We start from the raw sequence: 18,110 nt of genomic DNA on the forward strand, positions 1-18,110 counted from the left end.
GGCGTCGCGGCGATACGACACGGGCGCCGCACCGCCACATCGGGCGTTTTCCCTGGCCGGACAGCGGACGTCCGGCGCCGTGCCCCAGTGGCGCGGTTTGCCGCATGCACTGTCCGGCACGGACGTCCGCGCCTTCCGGCGTGGCCATGCTCCCAATGAAATGTTTCAAAGTTGTTACAAGCGAACCGCCAGCATTTACTGACGAGCGCGCTTAGAATACCCCGGCTGTTTCCACAAAAACACGAAGGAGTATCGCCCGGCCAGACCCGGCACGGCGCGGCACCCTCATTGCCCTGGGGTATCAATGAAGCGCCTGCCTATCGTCACTTCGATCATCGCCAGCCTGGCCCTTGGCCTGGCTGCTTCCGCCATTGCCGCCGAACCGCCGGCCGGCAAGTTCGACGACAAATTCCGCCAGCTCGACGAGCTGCTGCCCACCGCCACGCCGTACCGCACCGCTTCCGGCGCACCCGGCCACCAGTACTGGCAGCAGCGCGCCGACTACACCATCCGCGCCACGCTGGACGAGGCCAACCGCTCGATCTCGGGCACGGAACAGGTCACATACCACAACAACTCGCCCGATACGCTCACCTACCTGTGGCTGCAGCTGGACCAGAACATCTACCAGCCCGGTTCGGATGCGCGCCGCGTGCAGACGGCACCGTCGCGCGAGGCGTGGATGAAGCCGCAGGGCGAGGAAGGTGGCGCCAAGTTCGAGGGCGTGCGCGCCGTGCTGACGGGCCGCGAATTCGATGGCGGCTTCAAGCTGTCGAACATCCGCACGGCCGGCGGCGCCCCGCTCAAGTACGTTGTCAACGGCACCATGCTGCGCATCGACCTGCCGTCGCCACTGAAGCCGGGCGACAAGGTCAGCTTCGGCATCGACTGGTCGTACAAGATCAATGAACAAAAGGTGCTCGGCGGCCGCTCCGGCTACGAGTATTTCGAGGAAGACAAGAACGCCCTGTTCGAGATCGCCCAGTGGTTCCCGCGCATGGCCGCGTACTACGACGTGGCGGGCTGGCAGCACAAGCAGTTCCTCGGCTCCGGCGAGTTCACGCTGGAGTTCGGCGACTACGACGTGAAGATCACCGTGCCGGCGGACCACATCGTGGCCTCGACCGGCGAATTGCAGAACCCGGGCGACGTGCTGACGGCGGCCCAGCGCGACCGCCTCGCGAAGGCGCGCACGGCCAGCAAGCCTGTGCTGATCGTTACCCAGGCCGAGGCGGAAGCGGCGGAAAAGCGTGTCAGCAAGGCCACCAGGACCTGGCACTTCAAGGCGAAGAACGTGCGCGATTTCGCCTTCGCCTCGTCGCGCAAGTTCATCTGGGATGCCCAGGGTTATAAAAAGGACGGCACCAGCGTGCTGGCCATGTCGTACTACCCGAAGGAAGGCAACCCGCTGTGGGAGCGCTATTCCACGCCGTCGATCATCCACACGATCGAGCAGTACAACAAGTACAGCTTCGACTATCCGTACCCGATCGCCATTTCCGTGAACGGCCCGGTGGGCGGCATGGAATATCCGATGATCTCGTTCAACGGCCCGCGCCCCACCAAGGACAAGAAGACCGGGGAACTGACCTATTCCCAGCGCACCAAGTACGGCCTGATCGCGGTGATCATCCACGAAGTCGGCCACAACTACTTCCCGATGATCGTCAATTCCGACGAGCGCCAGTGGACGTGGATGGATGAGGGCTTGAACTCGTTCGTCGAATACCTGGCCGTGCAGGCCTGGGAAAAGGACTTCCCGATCGGCCGCGGCGACCCGCGCGACATCACCGCCTACATGCGCTCGGCCAACCAGGTGCCGATCATGACGAATTCCGAATCGCTGCTCCAGTTCGGCAACAACGCCTACGCCAAGCCGGCCACCGCGCTGAACATCCTGCGCGAGACGATCCTGGGCCGCGAACTGTTCGACCACGCCTTCCGCGAGTACTCGCGCCGCTGGAAGTTCAAGCGCCCCACCCCGGCGGACTTCTTCCGCACGATGGAAGACGCGTCCGGAACGGACCTCGACTGGTTCTGGCGCGGCTGGTTCTACACGACCGATGCGGTCGACATCAGCCTCGACAACATCACCGAGTTCAATATCAATACCAGGGACCCGGAAATCGAGAAGGCGTGGCAGCGCGCCCGCAAGGCCGAGGAACCGGTGTCGATCACGGACCAGCGCAACGAGGGCATGGAACGCCGCATCGACCGCCACCCGGAACTGAAGGATTTCTATAACGAGCACGACCAGTTCACCGTCACCAACGCGGACCGCAACAAGTACCGCGAAGCGCTCGGCGAGCTGGAGCCGTGGCAGAAGGACCTGCTCAAGCAGGGCAAGTACCTGTACCTGGTCGACTTCACCAACAAGGGTGGCCTGGTGATGCCGCTGATCCTGGAAATCACGCTCAAGTCGGGCAAGAAATACATCGAACGCGTGCCGGCCGAAGTATGGCGCTATTCGCCGAAGAAGGTGACCAAGCTGCTGGTGACGGATGAACCGATGACGGCGCTGGCGCACGACCCGTACTGGGAAACCGCCGACATCGATACCAGCAACAACGCCTGGCCTCGCAAGGCCACGCCATCGCGCCTGGAACTGTTCAAGATGGAGCGCAAGCCGAACGACATGATGAAGGACTTAAATGCCCCGCTGAAGGGCGACGAAGAGGCGGCGAACGGCCAGAAGAACGGCGCGAAGGCCGGCGCGAAAGGTGCCGATGCCACCACCCCGGCCAATGGCGCCGCGGCCAAGCAGCAGGCCGAGACGCAGCAACTGAAAGACCCGGCGCCAGCGCAGGCGGCACCGAGGCAGCCGAAGGCCGAGCCGAACGCGGAGCCGGCCCGGTAATGCCGCGCTGGCTGATCACGGCCGCCCTCGCGGCGGCGCTGGCATCGGGCGCCGCCGCGGCCCACAACTATCATATGGGCCTGGCCGATATCGGCTACAACGCCGACACCGGCAACACCGAGATCGTGCACACCTACACCGCGCACGACGTGGAAACGCTGCTGGCGAACCTGTACGGCCGCCAGTTCGACCTGGGCCTCGAGGAAGACCAGGAAGCGCTGCGGCGCTACCTTGACAAGCGCTTCGTGCTGACCGCGAACGGCAGCCGCCTGCCGGTGCAGTGGGTGGGCATCAAGGCCAGCGCCGACACGATCACCGTGTACCAGATGGTCGCCGGGGCCGCGCTGCCCGCCGGCACGGTGCTGAAGAACGGCGTGCTGGCCGATTTCCTGCCCGGGCAGATCAATACCGTCAATGTCGGCGGCAGCGCCGGGCGGGCGGCGGCCACGCTGACGTTTACGGCGGCGCAGGACGAGCAGCGGCTGCCTTGAGTGTCATTTGCTGGCCGCCGTGAACTGGTGCCAGACGCTAATGCCCCTAAGTCGAGCGTTACTCGACACATTGAGAGCGCATGCATCCACCCCAACAGCGAAAGACCGGGGTCAGACCCGTCGGGGTGAAGCAGGGGTTTCGCGAAGCATGCTTCGCGCCTGCGTAACAGTCCTGGCATGCATGCCAGGACTCCCTTCTGACCCCTGAATTTGCCCTTGGGGTGGGCTTAACGCAACGGCATTCGTATCACACGCCGGCCTCCGCTCCACGAATCAATCCATGAAAAGAACCCTCCTCGCCTCCGCCCTCGCGGCGATCGCCCTGTCCGCCCACGCGGACGACCCGTTCCTCCCCCGCGTGACGATCGATGCTTCGCGCCTCAGCCAGCTCGGCATCGCCGACTCGGCGGCAGAAGGCACGGTGACCGGCCGCCAGCTGGCGGCGCGCACCGTGTACCGTCCCGGCGAATTGCTGGAAGCGGTGCCGGGCCTGGTGGCCAGCCAGCATAGCGGCGAAGGCAAGGCCAACCAGTTCTACCTGCGCGGCTTCAACCTCGACCACGGCACCGACCTGCGCACCACCGTGGACGGCATGCCCGTCAACCAGCGCAGCCATGCGCACGGCCAGGGCTGGACCGACCTGAACTTCGTGATCCCGGAACTGGCCGCGCGGCTCGACTACCGCAAGGGCCCGTACTCGGCGTGGAGTGGCGACTTCGCCTCGGCTGGCGCCACGGAAATCGCCTACGCCAGCCGCCTCGCGCGCGGCATCGCCAGCCTCGCCGGTGGACAGGACGGCTACGGGCGCGCGCTGGTCGCCGGGTCGGCCGACATAGACCGTGGCGCACGGCCGGGGGCATTGCTGTACGCGCTGGAGACGATGCACAACGATGGCCCGTTCACGCGGGGCGACAATTACCGCAAGGTGAACGGCGTGCTGCGCTACAGCGAGGGCTTCGCGAACAACGGCTTCCATGTGACGGCAATGGCCTACCGGGCGAAGTGGAATGCCACCGACCAGATTCCCCAGCGCGCCGTCGACAGTGGCGCGCTGGGCCGCTTCGACAACATCGATCCCACCGATGGCGGCGGCGCGCACCGCTACAGCCTGTCCGGCGCGTGGGCCCGCAGCTCGGACGCGAGTTCCACGCGTATTTCCGCCTACGCGATCGCCAACCGGCTGGCGCTGTTCTCGAACTTCACGTATTTCATGGACGATCCGGTCAACGGCGACCAGTTCGCCCAGCCGGACCGGCGCGTCACATCGGGCTTCGACGCCAGCCATGCCTGGCATGCGCACGGCGCGGACGACGCGTTCGCGTCGACGACGACGGTGGGCATCACGGCGCAGAACGACAATATCCACAACGGCCTGTATGGCACCAAGGCGCGCCGGGTCATCGCCACCACGCGCGAAGACCATATCGTGGAAAGCAGCGGCGCGCTGTTCATCGAGAACCAGACCCGCTGGAATCCGTTCGTGCGCACGGTGGCCGGCCTGCGTGCCGACCACTACCGCTTCGACGTGGCGAGCGACCGCCCCGCCAACACTGGCAAGGCCAGCGACACGATGCTGTCGCCCACCATCAGCCTGGTGTTCGGCCCATGGGCGCGCACCGAGTTCTATGCGAATGCCGGCACGGGCTTCCACAGCAACGACGCGCGCGGCACCGTGATCGCCGTCGATCCGAAGACGGGCGAGCCGGTGGACCGCGTGACGCCGCTGGCGCGCACGCGGGGCCTCGACCTGGGCGTGCGCAGCGAATGGGTCCGCGGCCTGCAGACGTCGCTGTCGCTGTACCGGCTCGACATGGCGTCGGAACTGGTGTTCGTCGGCGACGCCGGCACCACCGAGGCGGGCCGGCCGAGCCGCCGCCACGGCATCGAGTTGTCGAACTACTACAAGCCGGTGAAGTGGCTGGCGCTGGATGCCGATCTCGCCTATGCGCGCGGGCGCTACCGCGATAGCGCGCCGGAAGGCAACCGGATTCCCGGCGCCGTGGAAGGCGTCGCGCAACTGGCGGCCACCGTGACGCCGGAGGGACCGTGGTCCGGCGCGCTGCGGCTGCGCTGGTTCGGCCCGCGCCCGCTGGTGGAAGACAACAGCATCCGCTCCGCCGCCACGCTCACGCTCAATGGCCGCATCGGCTACCAGGCCGGCCGCCGGCTGCAGGTGGAGCTGGAAGCATTCAACCTCACCAACCGGCGCGATGCGGCGATCACCTATTACTATGCCTCGCAACTGAAGGATGAAACGGCGCCGGTGGACGATTACCATTTCCACCCGATCGAATCGCGCTCGCTGCGGCTGTCGCTCAGCTACGCGTTTTGACCCGGCGGCCGGTGACAGCACCAGCCCCCCAGAAAAAGTAACTTCTGAATTGCTCCCCTGACACATTCCCTGTTGAAGTCGTACAATAAGACAATATTCAGACATCCACCGAAGGCCCGCCATGATGCCGGAGTTCACATCCCTCGATCACGTCGCGCAGGCGCTGCGCACACAAGGCTGGGCGCTGCTGGCGCCCGCCGACGTGGCGGCACTGTCCGGCACCCCGCTGGCCCAGCTCGATGCGCTTGCGCCGGCCTGGGACAGCCTCGAGCTGGACAATTACCTGAAGGACGGCGGCCGCTATCGCCGCCGCCGCCATTCCTGCTTCGTGCAGCGCGTCCAGGAAGAATGCGAACTGGCCCAGACCGCGCACCGCGCGCACTGGCAAAGCGTGGAATACAACGCGCTGCATGGCGGCATGCACCGGATGTTCGAACCCGTGCTGCCGGAAACCGTGGCGGCGCCGGGCTGGCAGGGCTTGCTGACAGCGCTGGGCCGGCTGTTCTCCAGCGTGCGCGGCGAGCCCACGTGGTATGTGGAAGCCCATCAGTTCCGCATCGATACCGCCGACGGCATCGGCCGGCCCACGCCGGAAGGCGCGCACCGCGACGGTGTCGACTACGTGGCCGTGATCCTCGTCGGCCGGCATGACATCAAGGGTGGCGAGACGCGCATCTTCGAGGCCGATGGTCCGAACGGCAAGCGCTTCACGATGACCGAGCCCTGGACCATGCTGCTGCTCGACGATGCGACCGTGATCCACGAATCGACGCCGATCCAGCCACTGGGCCCGCATGGCCACCGCGATACGCTGGTGATCACCTACCGGGCCGGCGGCTTCCAGGGCGAGCAGCAGTCCGGCGCACCCGCGGTCCCGCAGTAGCGCGCGGGCGCCGCGGCGCCCGCAATTCATTTATAGTCGAACATGGTAAAACCGGATGAAAGTTCAGGGCAGGCGCGTGGATTCCACCTACGAAATCGAACCAGATGAAATCGAGATCCTGATCGTCGAGGACAGCCCGACGCAGGCCGAGCGGCTGCGGCGCCTGATCCAGTCGGTGCGCTACAAGGCACGGGTGGCCGGCAATGGCCGCCTGGCGCTGGAGGCGATCGCCGCGCGCAAGCCGCACCTGGTGCTGTCCGATATCGTGATGCCGGAGATGGATGGCTATGAACTGTGCCGGGCGATCAAGGCCGATGCGGCGATGCGCGACATCCCCGTCATCCTCGTCACGTCGCTGAACGACCCGAAGGACATCATCCGCGGCATCGAATGCGGCGCCGACAATTTCATCCGCAAGCCGTATGCCGAAGACTACCTGCTGAACCGCATCGGCCACATGCTGGTCAACCAGAAGCTGCGCAAGGACCAGAACATGGAGGTCGGCATCGCCCTCTACCTGGGCGAGCAGAAACACTTCATCAATGCCGAACGCCAGCAGATCCTCGACCTGCTGATCTCCACCTACGAGCAGGCGGTGCAGGTCAACAGCGAACTGCAGGCGCGCGAGCGGCAGGTGATCGAATTGAACATGCGCCTGGCGCACCACGCGGGGCAGCTGGAAACGATCAACCGCGAGATCGCGCTGAAGAACGTGGAGCTGGGCGAGGCGAGCCGGATGAAATCCGCGTTCATCGCCAACATGTCGCATGAACTGCGCACGCCGCTGAACGCCATCATCGGCTTTACCGGCGCGCTGCTGATGAAACTGCCCGGCCCCCTCACGGACGAGCAGGAAAAGCAGTTGAACACCATCCGCGGTTCGGCGCGCCACCTGCTCTCGCTGATCAACGACATCCTCGACGTAGCGAAGATCGAAGCCGGCAAGGTCACGCTGTCGATCGAGCGCCTGCAATGCCAGGACGTGGTGCGCGAAGTGGCGGAAACGCTGCGTCCGCTCGCCGCGCAGAAGGGCCTCGCGCTGGAAGTCGTGCTGGACGAGCAGCCGATCGCGATCGACACGGACCGCCGCGCCCTCGCGCAAATCCTGATCAATCTTGCCAACAACGCCATCAAGTTCACCGAGAAGGGCTCGGTGCGCGTGTCGCTGGCACGGCGCACCCTGGACGATGGCACGGTTGCCGCCGAATTCTCCGTCTCCGACACCGGCGCCGGCATCCGCGAAGAAGACCAGGCCAAGCTGTTCCATGCCTTCTCGCAACTCGATTCCACCTCCACCCGCCATGCCGAGGGTGCCGGCCTCGGTCTCTACCTGTGCCAGAACCTCGCCAATGTACTGGGCGGTTCGCTGTTCTTCCGGAGCGAGTTCGGCCAGGGCAGCACGTTCACGCTGCAGCTGAAAACGGCCGCCGCCGCGCAACTGACAAAATCATAGCCGCGTATGTTTTACGCAACCGCAAATTATTTTTGCGGAGAGCACTGTTGCGCCTGTCGCACGCCCTGCCCGTTTACTCAGCTGAAGATCGCTTGGTCATTTGCGATTTGCGCTTGGCGATATTCGCCTTACCGCGCCAGCGCCGAATTTTGTTGCAGTGCACATAACCTATGGAAACGCTTCCCCTGTAGAGCCGGCGCTCGCACGGTAGTTTTACGGTATTGCAGCGCAACATGTGCCACGCTATAGTGGAACCGTCTCCTCCAAGCGTTCTCCGAACAATTGGACCTCGCCCGCAGCCTCTGGCCCGCGGGCATTTTTTTGCCCGCGCCGTAATCCTTGGCATTTTTTTGCCCGCGCCGTAATTCTTGGCATTTTTTTGCCCGCGCCGTAATCCTTGGCATTTTTTTGCCCGCGCCGTAATCCTTGGCATTTTTTTTGCCCGCGCCGTGCATTCGGCATTTTTTCCACTGCCACGTAAACAAGCCCACCCCAAGTGCAAGTTCCGGGGTCAGACCCGGCGGGTGTTTTGTCGGGACACATGGGTAACATCTGTCGGGAGACATAGGTAACACCTTTTATGATCATTGCACATCCATTAACGGGAGCGTGCAATGCCTTGGAAGGAGTCCACCTCTATGTCATCCCGACTGGAATTCGTGCTGCTCGTACTGAGCGCTTCGGCAAACATCGCTGAGCTTTGCCGCCGATTTGGCATCAGCCGCAAGACTGCTTACAAGTGGTTGGAGCGTTATCATGCTGAAGGCGAAGGGGGCCTGCAGGATCGCTCACGGCAGCCGCATTGTTCGCCCTGCACCGCTGACGGTGAGCTTGAGATGCAAGTTCTGGCGTTGCATTTTGAGTACCCGTACTGGGGAGCTCGCAAGCTTTGCGCGCTACTGCCGGATACGGTCAAGCGGCCCCATCACAGCACCGTTCATGCGATCTTGCAGCGCCATGAGTGCCAGGTTCTTGGCGTGCCGATTAGTCAGAGCGTCGTGTTCAAGCGCTTTGAGCATGAGTTGCCCAATGACCTTTGGCAGATGGACTTCAAAGGACACTTTGCACTGACAGACACAGCTGCGGGTCGGTGTCATCCGCTGACAATTTTAGATGACCACTCGCGATTTAGCCTATGTATCGCTGCTTGCGGTAACGAACGCTACGCCACTGTGCGCACGGCATTGCAGTCGACATTTGAGCGTTACGGAATGCCTGCTCGCTTCACCGCCGACAACGGCCCGCCATGGGGCAGCACAGGTCTCATCGGACTGACAAAGCTTGAGGTATGGCTGGCACGGCTGGGTATTGCTGTGGGCCACAGCAGGCCAAACCATCCGCAGACTCAAGGTAAGGATGAGCGTTTCCATCGAACCTTGAAACTTGAGGTAATAGGGCGAAGAGGCTACGGCTCGCTTGCTCAGTGTCAGAGCGCGTTCGATGCTTGGCGCGAGATCTATAACGCTGTACGACCTCACCAATCGCTCAATCAGCAGCCACCGATTAGCAGGTACCGGTGTAGCGGCAGGTCCTTTCCATCGGTCCTGCCACCTGTCGAATACCTCCCCGATGACCAGATCAGGAAGGTCGACAAGAACGGCTACCTCTCCTACGGCCATCACCGCTACTTCGTCGGCGAAGGCCTGCATGCTGAATCTGTGGCGATCCGTCCAACTTGCACCGACGGTCTACTGGAGGTCTTCTTCTGCAAACATAAAGTTCGGGAGATAGACCTCCAGAATCCGTCGTAACATAGGTCCATGATGTGTAACCCATGTCTCCCGACATGTGTTACCTATGTCCCCCGACCATACACCCGGCGGGTCTGACCCCAGCAGTTCGCCTTTGGGGTAATTGCAGCGCTACCAACAGGCTAGCGCTCCCAAACAAGCGGCATTACGGTCTTCCCCCGCAATCTGGGAAATGTTTCCTGAAATCGGGGACTGTCCCCGAATTTTGGAAACATCCGGGGCTCAGCGCAGCCAGCGCCCGAAGAAGTCGCGCAGCCGGCTACGCACAGCGGCTTCCAGCGCGGCCGGGTCCTTGCTGCAATACATTTGCGGGTCGGGCTGGATCGGGGTGGCGGGGTTCCGGGCGTTGTAGATGTTCGCCAGCCGGTGCGCGTCGCTGAAATCGCCGTGGCAGGAACCGGCCATCACTTCCAGCTCGCCATGACCCTGGCGGTTCTGCCACAGCGGTTTCATGGTGGGCTCCTCGACGGGTACGCCATTGATCGCATGCACGCTCTGCAGGATCATGAACGGCTCCGTCCACGGCTGGTCGAGATCGCCGTACACGGTGCCGTCCAGGTTGACCGCCGCCTTCACCCGCTCGTCCGTGCGCTGCACCTGCAAGGCCGTGGCGCCGCCGAACGAGTGCCCGAACGCGCCGATCCGGCCCATGTCCAGCCGGCCGTCCAGCAAGGCGCCGCGCGTGGCGTTCTGCCGCGCCAGCCAGTCCAGCACGGCCTTCTCGTCCGCCATGGTGACGGCGAGCCGCGCATTGGACCGGGCCCAGTGCGCCGCCTCGGCCGCTTCCTCGTCTTCCCATTCTTCCGCCACTTCCTCGTAGCGGACGATGCGGCCGTCCGGCAATGGCGTGGGGCCGGAAACAAACGGATGGTTGATCGTCACCACCACGTAGCCATGGCTGGCCAGGTCTTCCGTCAAGCCGGCATACGCTTGCGCGTTGGCGCCCAGCCCCGGCGAAAACAGGAGCACCGGTGCCGCCCGCTCGATGGCCGGCGCCGCCTCGCGCCACGCGTGGCCCTGCGGCCTCAGCGTGGCGGGCCACCAGTCGATAGCCGCGTACACTGCTTCGTCCGCATAGGGCATCCGCTCTCCCCCGGCATGCCGGGCGAAAGCCGCGCCGATGCCGGATACAGTACGCGCACCTGCAGCGCGCGCCGGTCGCCGGGCGTTTCCGTCATGGGCTCGTCGCGCGCGTCATCGGTCACCAGGTACTCGGCCGCGCCGACGCAATGCGGTCCGGTCGGCGCGGTGGTGCGATATGGTTCGGCGGCACTGTCGGGCAAGCCGCAGCGGCTCGCGTAGGTGACGGGGACAGCGGGCGCGGGCGGGTCGCCCCCACCGCATGCGGCCAGCAGGCACGCCAGCAAAGCAGGCGGCGTCAGGAAGGCAAGGCTACGGATCGTGTGCACGGCATTCTCCAGGTCGTGAGTCATGGCCGCGAGTCTAGGCAGGCAAGGTGAAGATTGGCTAAAGAGCAATAAATCACGCCGTCAAATAAATTAGTTAAACGAATGACCTACTTATATCAATCGTTTTAAATCTGTGATCTAATCGGCAGATGTCAGAAAAACACATCCGCAAACCCCGGTCGGACGGCGAGCAGTCGCGCGAGCGCCTGCTGGGCGCGGCCATGCAGCTGTTCGCGGCGCAAGGCTTCAACGCCACCTCCACGCGAGAGATCGCCCTGGCTGCCGGCGCCAACGTGGCCGCCATCGCCTACTACTTCGGCGACAAGGCCGGCCTGTACCGCGCCGCGCTGACGGACTTCATGCCGCCGCCGGAAAAGAACATCGCCCACTTCGACCAGCCCGGCTTCACGCTGCGCGAGGCGCTGCACGGCTATTACACGCAATTGCTGGCGCCGATGATGGAAGGGGATGCGGCCCAGCTGCGGCTGCGCATGTGGCTGCGCGAAGTGCTGGAGCCCACCGGCATCTGGCAGAACGAGATCGACAACGGCATCCGTCCCGAGTTCGACGCGCTGGCCGCCGTGCTGGCGCGCCACCTGGAGGTGCCGGTGGACGACGAAGTGCGCCGGCTGGTGCATGCCGTTGCCGCGCTGGGCGCGCACCTGATGATCTCGCAGGACATCGTGGCCGCCGTCACGCCGCAGCTGCTGTCGGCCCCGGATGCGCTGCAGGACTGGATCCCCAGGCTGGTCGACTACGCCGAGGCGATCGTCACGGCCGAACGAACGACAAGACAGAAAGGAGCAGCATGAAGCCAGCAGTACCGATCATGAAGTTGACGATGGCGCTCGCGGTCGCGCTGGCAGTGGGCGGCTGCGCGCTGTCCGGCCCGCCGCCCGCCGTCGACGCGCAAGCCCCCGTCCAGTGGCAGGCGCCGCTGCCGCACGGCGGCACGGTGGACCAGCTGTCCAGCTGGTGGCGCAGCCAGGGCGACCCGCTGCTGGCCAGCCTGGTCGAGGCGGCGCAGGCGGCGAGCCCCACGGTGGCCGCGGCGCGCAGCCGGCTGGCCCAGGCACGCGAGGCGCGCGTGGCCACCGGCGCGGCGCTGGCGCCCACGGTCGACGCGACGCTGACATCGACGCGGGCCAGCCAGCAGAGCGCGGCCCTGCCCAGCAACACCACGTCGCAGGGCTACCTGCAGGTGTCGTGGGAACTCGATATCTTCGGCGCCAACCGCGCGGCGCGCGACGCGGCACAGGCCCGCTACGAAGGTGCGCAGGCCGGCTGGCACGACGCCCGCGTGTCCGTGGCGGCCGACACCGCGAATACCTATTACCAGTTCCGCGCGTGCGAACGGCTGCTGGACGTGGCGCGGCAGGATGCCGCCTCGCGCGCCGATACCGCGCGGCTGACGGAGCTGAGCGCGCAGGCGGGCTTCGAGGCGCCGGCCAACCTGGCGCTGGCGCGCGCCAGCGCGGCCGACGCGGCCAACCGCGAGATCGCTCAGCGGGCCCAATGCGAAGTGGACGTGAAGACGCTGGTCGCGCTGTCCGCCATCCCCGAGCCCGAGCTGCGCAGCCGGCTCGCCGGCGGCGCGGCCGAACTGTCGCCGGCACGCGGCGTCGCCATCGATTCGCTGCCGGCGCAAACGCTGGCCCAGCGCCCGGACGTGTTCAATGCCGAGCGCGAAGTCGCCGCCGCCAGCTTCGAAGTGAGCGGTGCCCGCGCCCAGCGCTATCCGCGGCTGAGCATCGCCGGAAGCATCGGCCGAGGCCAGATCCACGCGGCCGGCGACAGCGTGACCGCGGGCACGTGGACCATCGGTCCGGTACAGATGACGCTGCCGGTATTCGATGCCGGCCGGCGGCGCGCCTCGGTCGAGGCGGCGCAGGAACGCTACGAAGCCGCGGTCACGACCTACCGCGGCAGCGTGCGGCAAGCCGTCAGCGAAGTCGAACAGGCGCTCGTCAACCTGCAGGGTACCGACCTGCGCGCCGTGCAGGCGCAGGCCGCGCTGGAGGGCTACCGGGCGTCGTTCACGGCGGCCGAAGACCTGTACCGCAACGGCATGGGCAGCCTGCTGCAGCTGGAAGATGCGCGCCGCACCCGCCTCTCCGCCGAGAACGCGATGATCGCCGTGCAGCGCGAACGCAGTGCCGCCTGGATCGCGCTGTACCGCGCCGCCGGCGGCGGCTGGAACCGCGACAACCCGAATACCTCCGTGATATCCACCGCGAGCAACCCATGAAGACAACGAACGAGAAGCTGAAGAACCAGCTGAAGACCAAGCTGAAGGACGAACCGAAAAATCCGCTGGCAAACCGGCTGACAGCGAAACCGCTCGCGCTGGCCCTGCTGGCCGCCCTGATCGTGGGCAGCGGCGGCGTGATGCTGTACAGCCCCTCTTCCAATGCCGCCGATGAAAAGAAACCGGCGGCCACGCCCGCGCTGACCGTGTCGACCACGCGGCCGGAATCGGCCACGCTGCCGCTGCGGCTCACCGCGAACGGCAACGTGGCGGCGTGGCAGGAAGCCTCGCTGGGCAGCGAATCGAATGGCCTGCGGCTGACCGAAGTGCGCGTCAACGTCGGCGATGTCGTCAAGAAGGGCTAGGTGCTGGCCGTGTTCTCCGCCGACACCGTGAACGCCGACGTGGCGCAGGCGAAGGCCGCGCTGGCCGAGGCACGAGCCAACGCCGCCGAGGCGCAGGCCAATGCGAAGCGGGCGCGCGCCGTGCAGGCTTCCGGCGCGCTGTCCGAACAGCAGGTCTCGCAATACCTGACGGCCGAGCAGACCGCCAATGCGCGCATCGAATCGGCGCGCGCCACGCTGGCGGCCCAGCAGCTGCGCCTGAAATACACGCAGGTGGTGGCGCCGGACAGCGGCGTGATCTCGGCGCGCACCGCCACGGTGGGCTCGGTGGTGGGCACCGGTACCGAATTGTTCCGGATGATCCGCCAGGGCCGCCTCGAATGGCGCGCCGAGGTGACGGCGGCCGAGCTGAAGAACATCCGCGTGGGCTCCACGGCCACCGTGAAGGCGGCCAACGGCAGCGAACTGCAAGGCAAGGTGCGCATGATCGCGCCCACCATCGACCCGCAGACCCGCTCGGCGCTGGTGTATGTCGACCTGCCGCCGGACACGCGCAGCAATGCGCCGTTCAAGGCCGGCATGTTCGCCAGCGGCCACTTCGACCTGGGTACCTCGGCGGCGCTGACCCTGCCGCAGCCCGCCGTGGTGGTGCGCGACGGCTTCCCGTACGTGTTCCGGCTGAACGCGGATTCGCGCGTCAGCCAGCTGAAGGTGCAGACCGGGCGGCGCGTGGGCGAGCGGATCGAGATCCTGTCCGGCGTGAAGGCCGACATGCCGGTGGTGCTGAGCGGCGCCGGCTTCCTGAACGACGGCGATCTGGTGCGCGTGGCCAATGCGGGCCAGGCAACGGCGGCAGCCGCGGCACAGCGCGCCGCGAAGTGAGGCGAAGTCAAATGAAGGACATGCGATGAATTTTTCCGCCCTGTCGATCCGGAATCCGATTCCGGCGATCATGCTGTTCGTGCTGCTCACGCTGGCCGGCCTGATGGCCTACAAGGCCAACCCGGTGCAGGATTTTCCCGATATCGAGCTGCCCATCGTGACCGTCAGCGCCTCGCTGCCCGGCGCCGCGCCGGCCCAGCTGGAAACCGAGGTCGCGCGCAAGATCGAGGATTCGGTCGCCACGCTGCAAGGCGTGAAGAACATCTACACCAAGGTGCTCGATGGCGTGGTCACCATCACCGTCGAGTTCATCCTCGAGAAGAACATCTCGGATGGCGTCAACGAAGTGCGCGACGCGGTCTCGCAGGTGCGTGCCGACATGCCCGCCGAACTGCGCGAACCGGTGGTCAGCAAGGTCTCCACCGCCGGCCGGGTGATCACGACGTATATCGCCGTGAACAAACCCGGCACCACGCCGGTCGACAATGCCGACCTGTCGTGGTTCGTCGATAACACGGTGGCGAAGCGGCTGCTGACGGTACCCGGTGTCGGCTCCGTCACCCGCGTCGGCGGCGTGGACCGCGAGATCCGCGTGGAGCTGGACGATGCCCAGATGGCCGCCTTGCGCGTGTCCGCGCTGGACGTGTCGCGCCAGCTGCGGCTGGTGCAGCGCGAGGCGCCAGGCGGCCGCGGCGACGTGTCGGGCGCGGAACAGTCGGTGCGCACCATCGGCACCGTGCAGTCGGCCCAGGAACTGGCGCGCCTGGACATCCCGCTCGGCGATGGCCGCCACATCCGCCTCGACCAGATAGCGAAGGTGACCGACACGATCGCCGAACCGCGCGCCATCGCCACGCAGGACGGCAAGCCGGTGGTGGCCTTCGAGGTGTTCCGCACCAAGGGCGCCAGCGAAACGGCGGTGGCCGACGGCGTGAAGGAAGCAGTCGAGCAATTGCGCAAGGATCATCCGAACCTGGAATTGCGCCAGGTGATCGACAATGCCTTCCCCGTCGAGGAAAACTTCGAAGGCTCGATGGAGCTGCTGTACGAAGGCGCGATCCTGGCCGTGATCGTGGTGTTCTGGTTCCTGCGCGACTGGCGCGCCACGCTGGTGGCGGCGGCGGCGCTGCCGCTGTCGGTGCTGCCCGCCTTCCTCGGCATCTACTGGTTCGGCTACACGCTGAACACGGTGACGCTGCTGTCGCTGGCGCTGGTGGTCGGCGTGCTGGTCGACGATGCGATCGTGGAGATCGAGAACATCGAGCGCCACCTGCAGATGGGCAAGACGCCGATGCAGGCGGCGCTGGAGGCGGCCGATGAAATCGGCATGGCGGTGATCGCCACCACGTTCGCGCTGGTGGCGGTGTTCCTGCCCACCGCGTTCATGGGCGGCATCCCCGGCAAGTTCTTCAAGCAGTTCGGCTGGACCGCCGTGCTGGCCGTGCTGGCCTCGCTGGTGGTGGCGCGGCTGCTGACGCCGATGATGGCGGCCTACCTGCTCAAGCCGCACAAGCCGAAGCATCCGGGTCACGTGGAGGAAGACGGCCCGATCATGTCGCGCTACATGCGCACCATGAAGTGGTGCCTGAAGCACCGCATGTTCACCGCGCTGGCCTCGGCGATCTTCTTCGCGTGCTCGATCATGCTGGTGGGCCTGCTGCCGACCGGCTTCGTGCCGCCGGCCGACCGCGCGCAGACCCAGGTCAACGCCGAACTGCCGCCCGGTTCCACGCTGGCGCAAACGCGCGAAGTGGCCGAGCAGGCGCGCCAGGCGGCAATGCGGGTACCCGGCGTGACAGGCGTATTCAGCTCGATCGGCGGCGGTTCTTCCGGCGATGCGTTCGCGCCTGGTGCTGCGGCCGAAGCGCGCCGCGCGGTGCTGACGATCACCACGGTGCACCGCACGGACCGCGATGAAACGATGGCGGAAATCGACTCGCTGCTGCGCCGGCAACTGGCCGGCATCGCCGGTGCGCGCTTCACCGTGGGCCCGCCCGATACCGGCGCGAAGATGCAGCTGGTGCTGCAGTCGGAAGACCCGGATGCGCTGATCGCCGCCGCCCGCCGCGCCGAGCGCGAACTGCGCACCCTGTCCGGCATCGGCAACGTCACGTCGTCGGCATCGCTGGTGCGGCCGGAGATCATCGTGCGGCCCGACTTTGCCCGCGCCGCCGACCTGGGCGTGACGGCCGCGTCGATCGGCGAAACGGTGCGCGTGGCCACCGCCGGCGACTACGACTTCGACCTGACGAAGATGAACCTGCCGGAGCGGCAGGTGCCGATCCGCGTCAAGCTGCCGGACTATGTGCGCGCCGACCTCGACGCCATCGGCCGCCTGACGGTGCCGGGCCGTAACGGCCCCGTGCTGCTGGCCAACGTGGCGGCGATCACGATGGAATCCGGCCCGCCCCAGATCGACCGCCTGAACCGCAGCCGCAACGTGACGCTAGACGTGGAACTGGGCAGCCGTTCGCTGGGCGAACTGAACGCCGAGGCGCGCAAGCTGCCGGCGCTGGCCAACCTGCCGCCGAACGTGCGGATCGCCGAACTGGGCGACGCGCAGGAAATGGCCGCGCTGTTCGCCAGCTTCGGCATCGCGATGGCGATCGGCGTGCTGTGCATCTATGGCGTGCTGGTGCTGCTGTTCAAGGACTTCATGCAGCCGGTGACGATCCTGGCGGCGCTGCCGCTGTCGATCGGCGGCGCCATCGTGCTGCTGCTCATTACCGGCAACGCGCTGTCGATGCCGTCGATGATCGGCCTGATCATGCTGATGGGGATCGTGACGAAGAACTCGATCCTGCTGGTCGACTACGCGATCCTGGCGCGCCAGGCCGGCATGAGCCGCACCGAGGCGCTGGTGGACGCCTGCCACAAGCGGAGCCGCCCGATCCTGATGACGACCATCGCGATGGGCGCCGGCATGATGCCGCTGGCGCTGGGCCTGGGCGCGGACCCGAGCTTCCGCGCGCCGATGGCGATCACGGTAATCGGCGGCCTGATCACGTCCACGCTATTGAGCCTCCTCGTCGTGCCGGCCGTGTTCACGTACGTGGACGATATCGAGCACTGGATCGCCAAGGTAGCGCGCAAGCTGCGGCACAAGGACCATCCGCACGGCGACCATCCGCATGGCGAAGCCGCCAACCTGCCGCAAGCTGCGGAGCCGGGCAAGGCCGGCGGGCACTGAGCCAGAAAACCGGTGACAGGCTCCAATTGATTTGCAATGTTTCTCGAAAACCGGTGACAGGCTCCGATTAATTTGAAATGTTTCCTGAAAAACGGAGCCTGTCACCGTTTTTCGGCGCCGTACCAGGATCAGCCGCATGGCGGCCGCTGGTCCGAAAACCGGTGACAGGCTCCGATTAATTTGAAATGTTTCTCGAAAAATGGTGCCTGTCACCGTTTTTGAAAAATGGTGACTGTCACCGTTTTTTGAAAAATGGTGCCTGTCACCGTT

11 protein-coding genes and 1 pseudogene are annotated in these 18,110 nt (G+C 65.7%); 10 read left to right on the plus strand and 2 right to left on the minus strand.

The annotated features are described in order from the left end of the window. Positions 1 to 304 precede the first annotated feature (304 nt). The 6 genes from OU994_RS27580 (at position 305) to OU994_RS27605 (ending at position 9,767) form a co-directional block, all read left to right on the plus strand. Positions 305 to 2,857 carry a M1 family metallopeptidase gene (locus tag OU994_RS27580; protein ID WP_281608504.1) on the plus strand — a complete coding sequence of 851 codons (2,553 nt, stop codon included), beginning with the start codon at positions 305 to 307 and terminating at the stop codon, positions 2,855 to 2,857. Beyond that, positions 2,857 to 3,348, plus strand: a complete 492-nt coding sequence (locus tag OU994_RS27585) for a DUF6702 family protein (RefSeq protein ID WP_281608505.1) — start codon at positions 2,857 to 2,859, stop codon at positions 3,346 to 3,348. Before OU994_RS27580 ends, OU994_RS27585 begins: the two co-directional genes overlap by 1 nt. 280 nt (positions 3,349 to 3,628) lie before the next feature. Next, positions 3,629 to 5,680: a TonB-dependent receptor gene (locus tag OU994_RS27590; protein ID WP_281608506.1), complete on the plus strand. Its 2,052-nt coding sequence runs from the start codon at positions 3,629 to 3,631 to the stop codon at positions 5,678 to 5,680. A gap of 121 nt (positions 5,681 to 5,801) precedes the next feature. Then, entirely contained in the window at positions 5,802 to 6,563 is a 762-nt protein-coding gene (locus OU994_RS27595; protein WP_281608507.1) for a 2OG-Fe dioxygenase family protein, read from the plus strand. A gap of 76 nt (positions 6,564 to 6,639) precedes the next feature. After that, positions 6,640 to 8,016 carry a hybrid sensor histidine kinase/response regulator gene (locus tag OU994_RS27600; RefSeq protein WP_281608508.1) on the plus strand — a complete coding sequence of 459 codons (1,377 nt, stop codon included), beginning with the start codon at positions 6,640 to 6,642 and terminating at the stop codon, positions 8,014 to 8,016. A gap of 614 nt (positions 8,017 to 8,630) precedes the next feature. After that, positions 8,631 to 9,767 carry an IS481 family transposase gene (locus tag OU994_RS27605; protein ID WP_281608087.1) on the plus strand — a complete coding sequence of 379 codons (1,137 nt, stop codon included), beginning with the start codon at positions 8,631 to 8,633 and terminating at the stop codon, positions 9,765 to 9,767. A gap of 222 nt (positions 9,768 to 9,989) precedes the next feature. Here the strand turns inward: OU994_RS27605 and OU994_RS27610 are convergent, their stop codons facing one another. Together OU994_RS27610 and OU994_RS27615 are read right to left on the minus strand one after the other, a co-directional pair. Further along, the gene (locus tag OU994_RS27610) at positions 9,990 to 10,850 is read right to left on the minus strand and encodes a dienelactone hydrolase family protein (RefSeq protein WP_281608509.1); all 861 of its coding nucleotides are present in this window, start codon (positions 10,848 to 10,850) and stop codon (positions 9,990 to 9,992) included. Next, positions 10,793 to 11,200: a hypothetical protein gene (locus OU994_RS27615; protein WP_281608510.1), complete on the minus strand. Its 408-nt coding sequence runs from the start codon at positions 11,198 to 11,200 to the stop codon at positions 10,793 to 10,795. Before OU994_RS27615 ends, OU994_RS27610 begins: the two co-directional genes overlap by 58 nt. Before the next feature lie 125 nt (positions 11,201 to 11,325). On the opposite strand from OU994_RS27615, the gene OU994_RS27620 reads away from it, so the two are divergent. The 4 genes and pseudogenes from OU994_RS27620 (at position 11,326) to OU994_RS27635 (ending at position 17,840) form a co-directional block, all read left to right on the plus strand. Continuing rightward, positions 11,326 to 11,988 carry a CerR family C-terminal domain-containing protein gene (locus OU994_RS27620; RefSeq protein ID WP_131144145.1) on the plus strand — a complete coding sequence of 221 codons (663 nt, stop codon included), beginning with the start codon at positions 11,326 to 11,328 and terminating at the stop codon, positions 11,986 to 11,988. Beyond that, on the plus strand, positions 11,985 to 13,424 hold the full coding sequence (locus OU994_RS27625; protein WP_281608511.1) for an efflux transporter outer membrane subunit: 1,440 nt from the start codon (positions 11,985 to 11,987) through the stop codon (positions 13,422 to 13,424). Before OU994_RS27620 ends, OU994_RS27625 begins: the two co-directional genes overlap by 4 nt. Positions 13,425 to 13,564: 140 nt before the next feature. After that, positions 13,565 to 14,650 (plus strand): annotated as a pseudogene (locus OU994_RS27630) (efflux RND transporter periplasmic adaptor subunit). A 25-nt stretch (positions 14,651 to 14,675) separates the two neighbouring features. Next, complete coding sequence (locus OU994_RS27635) at positions 14,676 to 17,840, plus strand: efflux RND transporter permease subunit (protein WP_281608512.1); 3,165 nt, start codon at positions 14,676 to 14,678, stop codon at positions 17,838 to 17,840. Positions 17,841 to 18,110 lie beyond the last annotated feature (270 nt).

This window comes from Pseudoduganella sp. SL102, assembly GCF_027856995.1.
In the GTDB taxonomy this organism is placed as follows: domain Bacteria; phylum Pseudomonadota; class Gammaproteobacteria; order Burkholderiales; family Burkholderiaceae_D; genus Rugamonas; species Rugamonas albidiflava.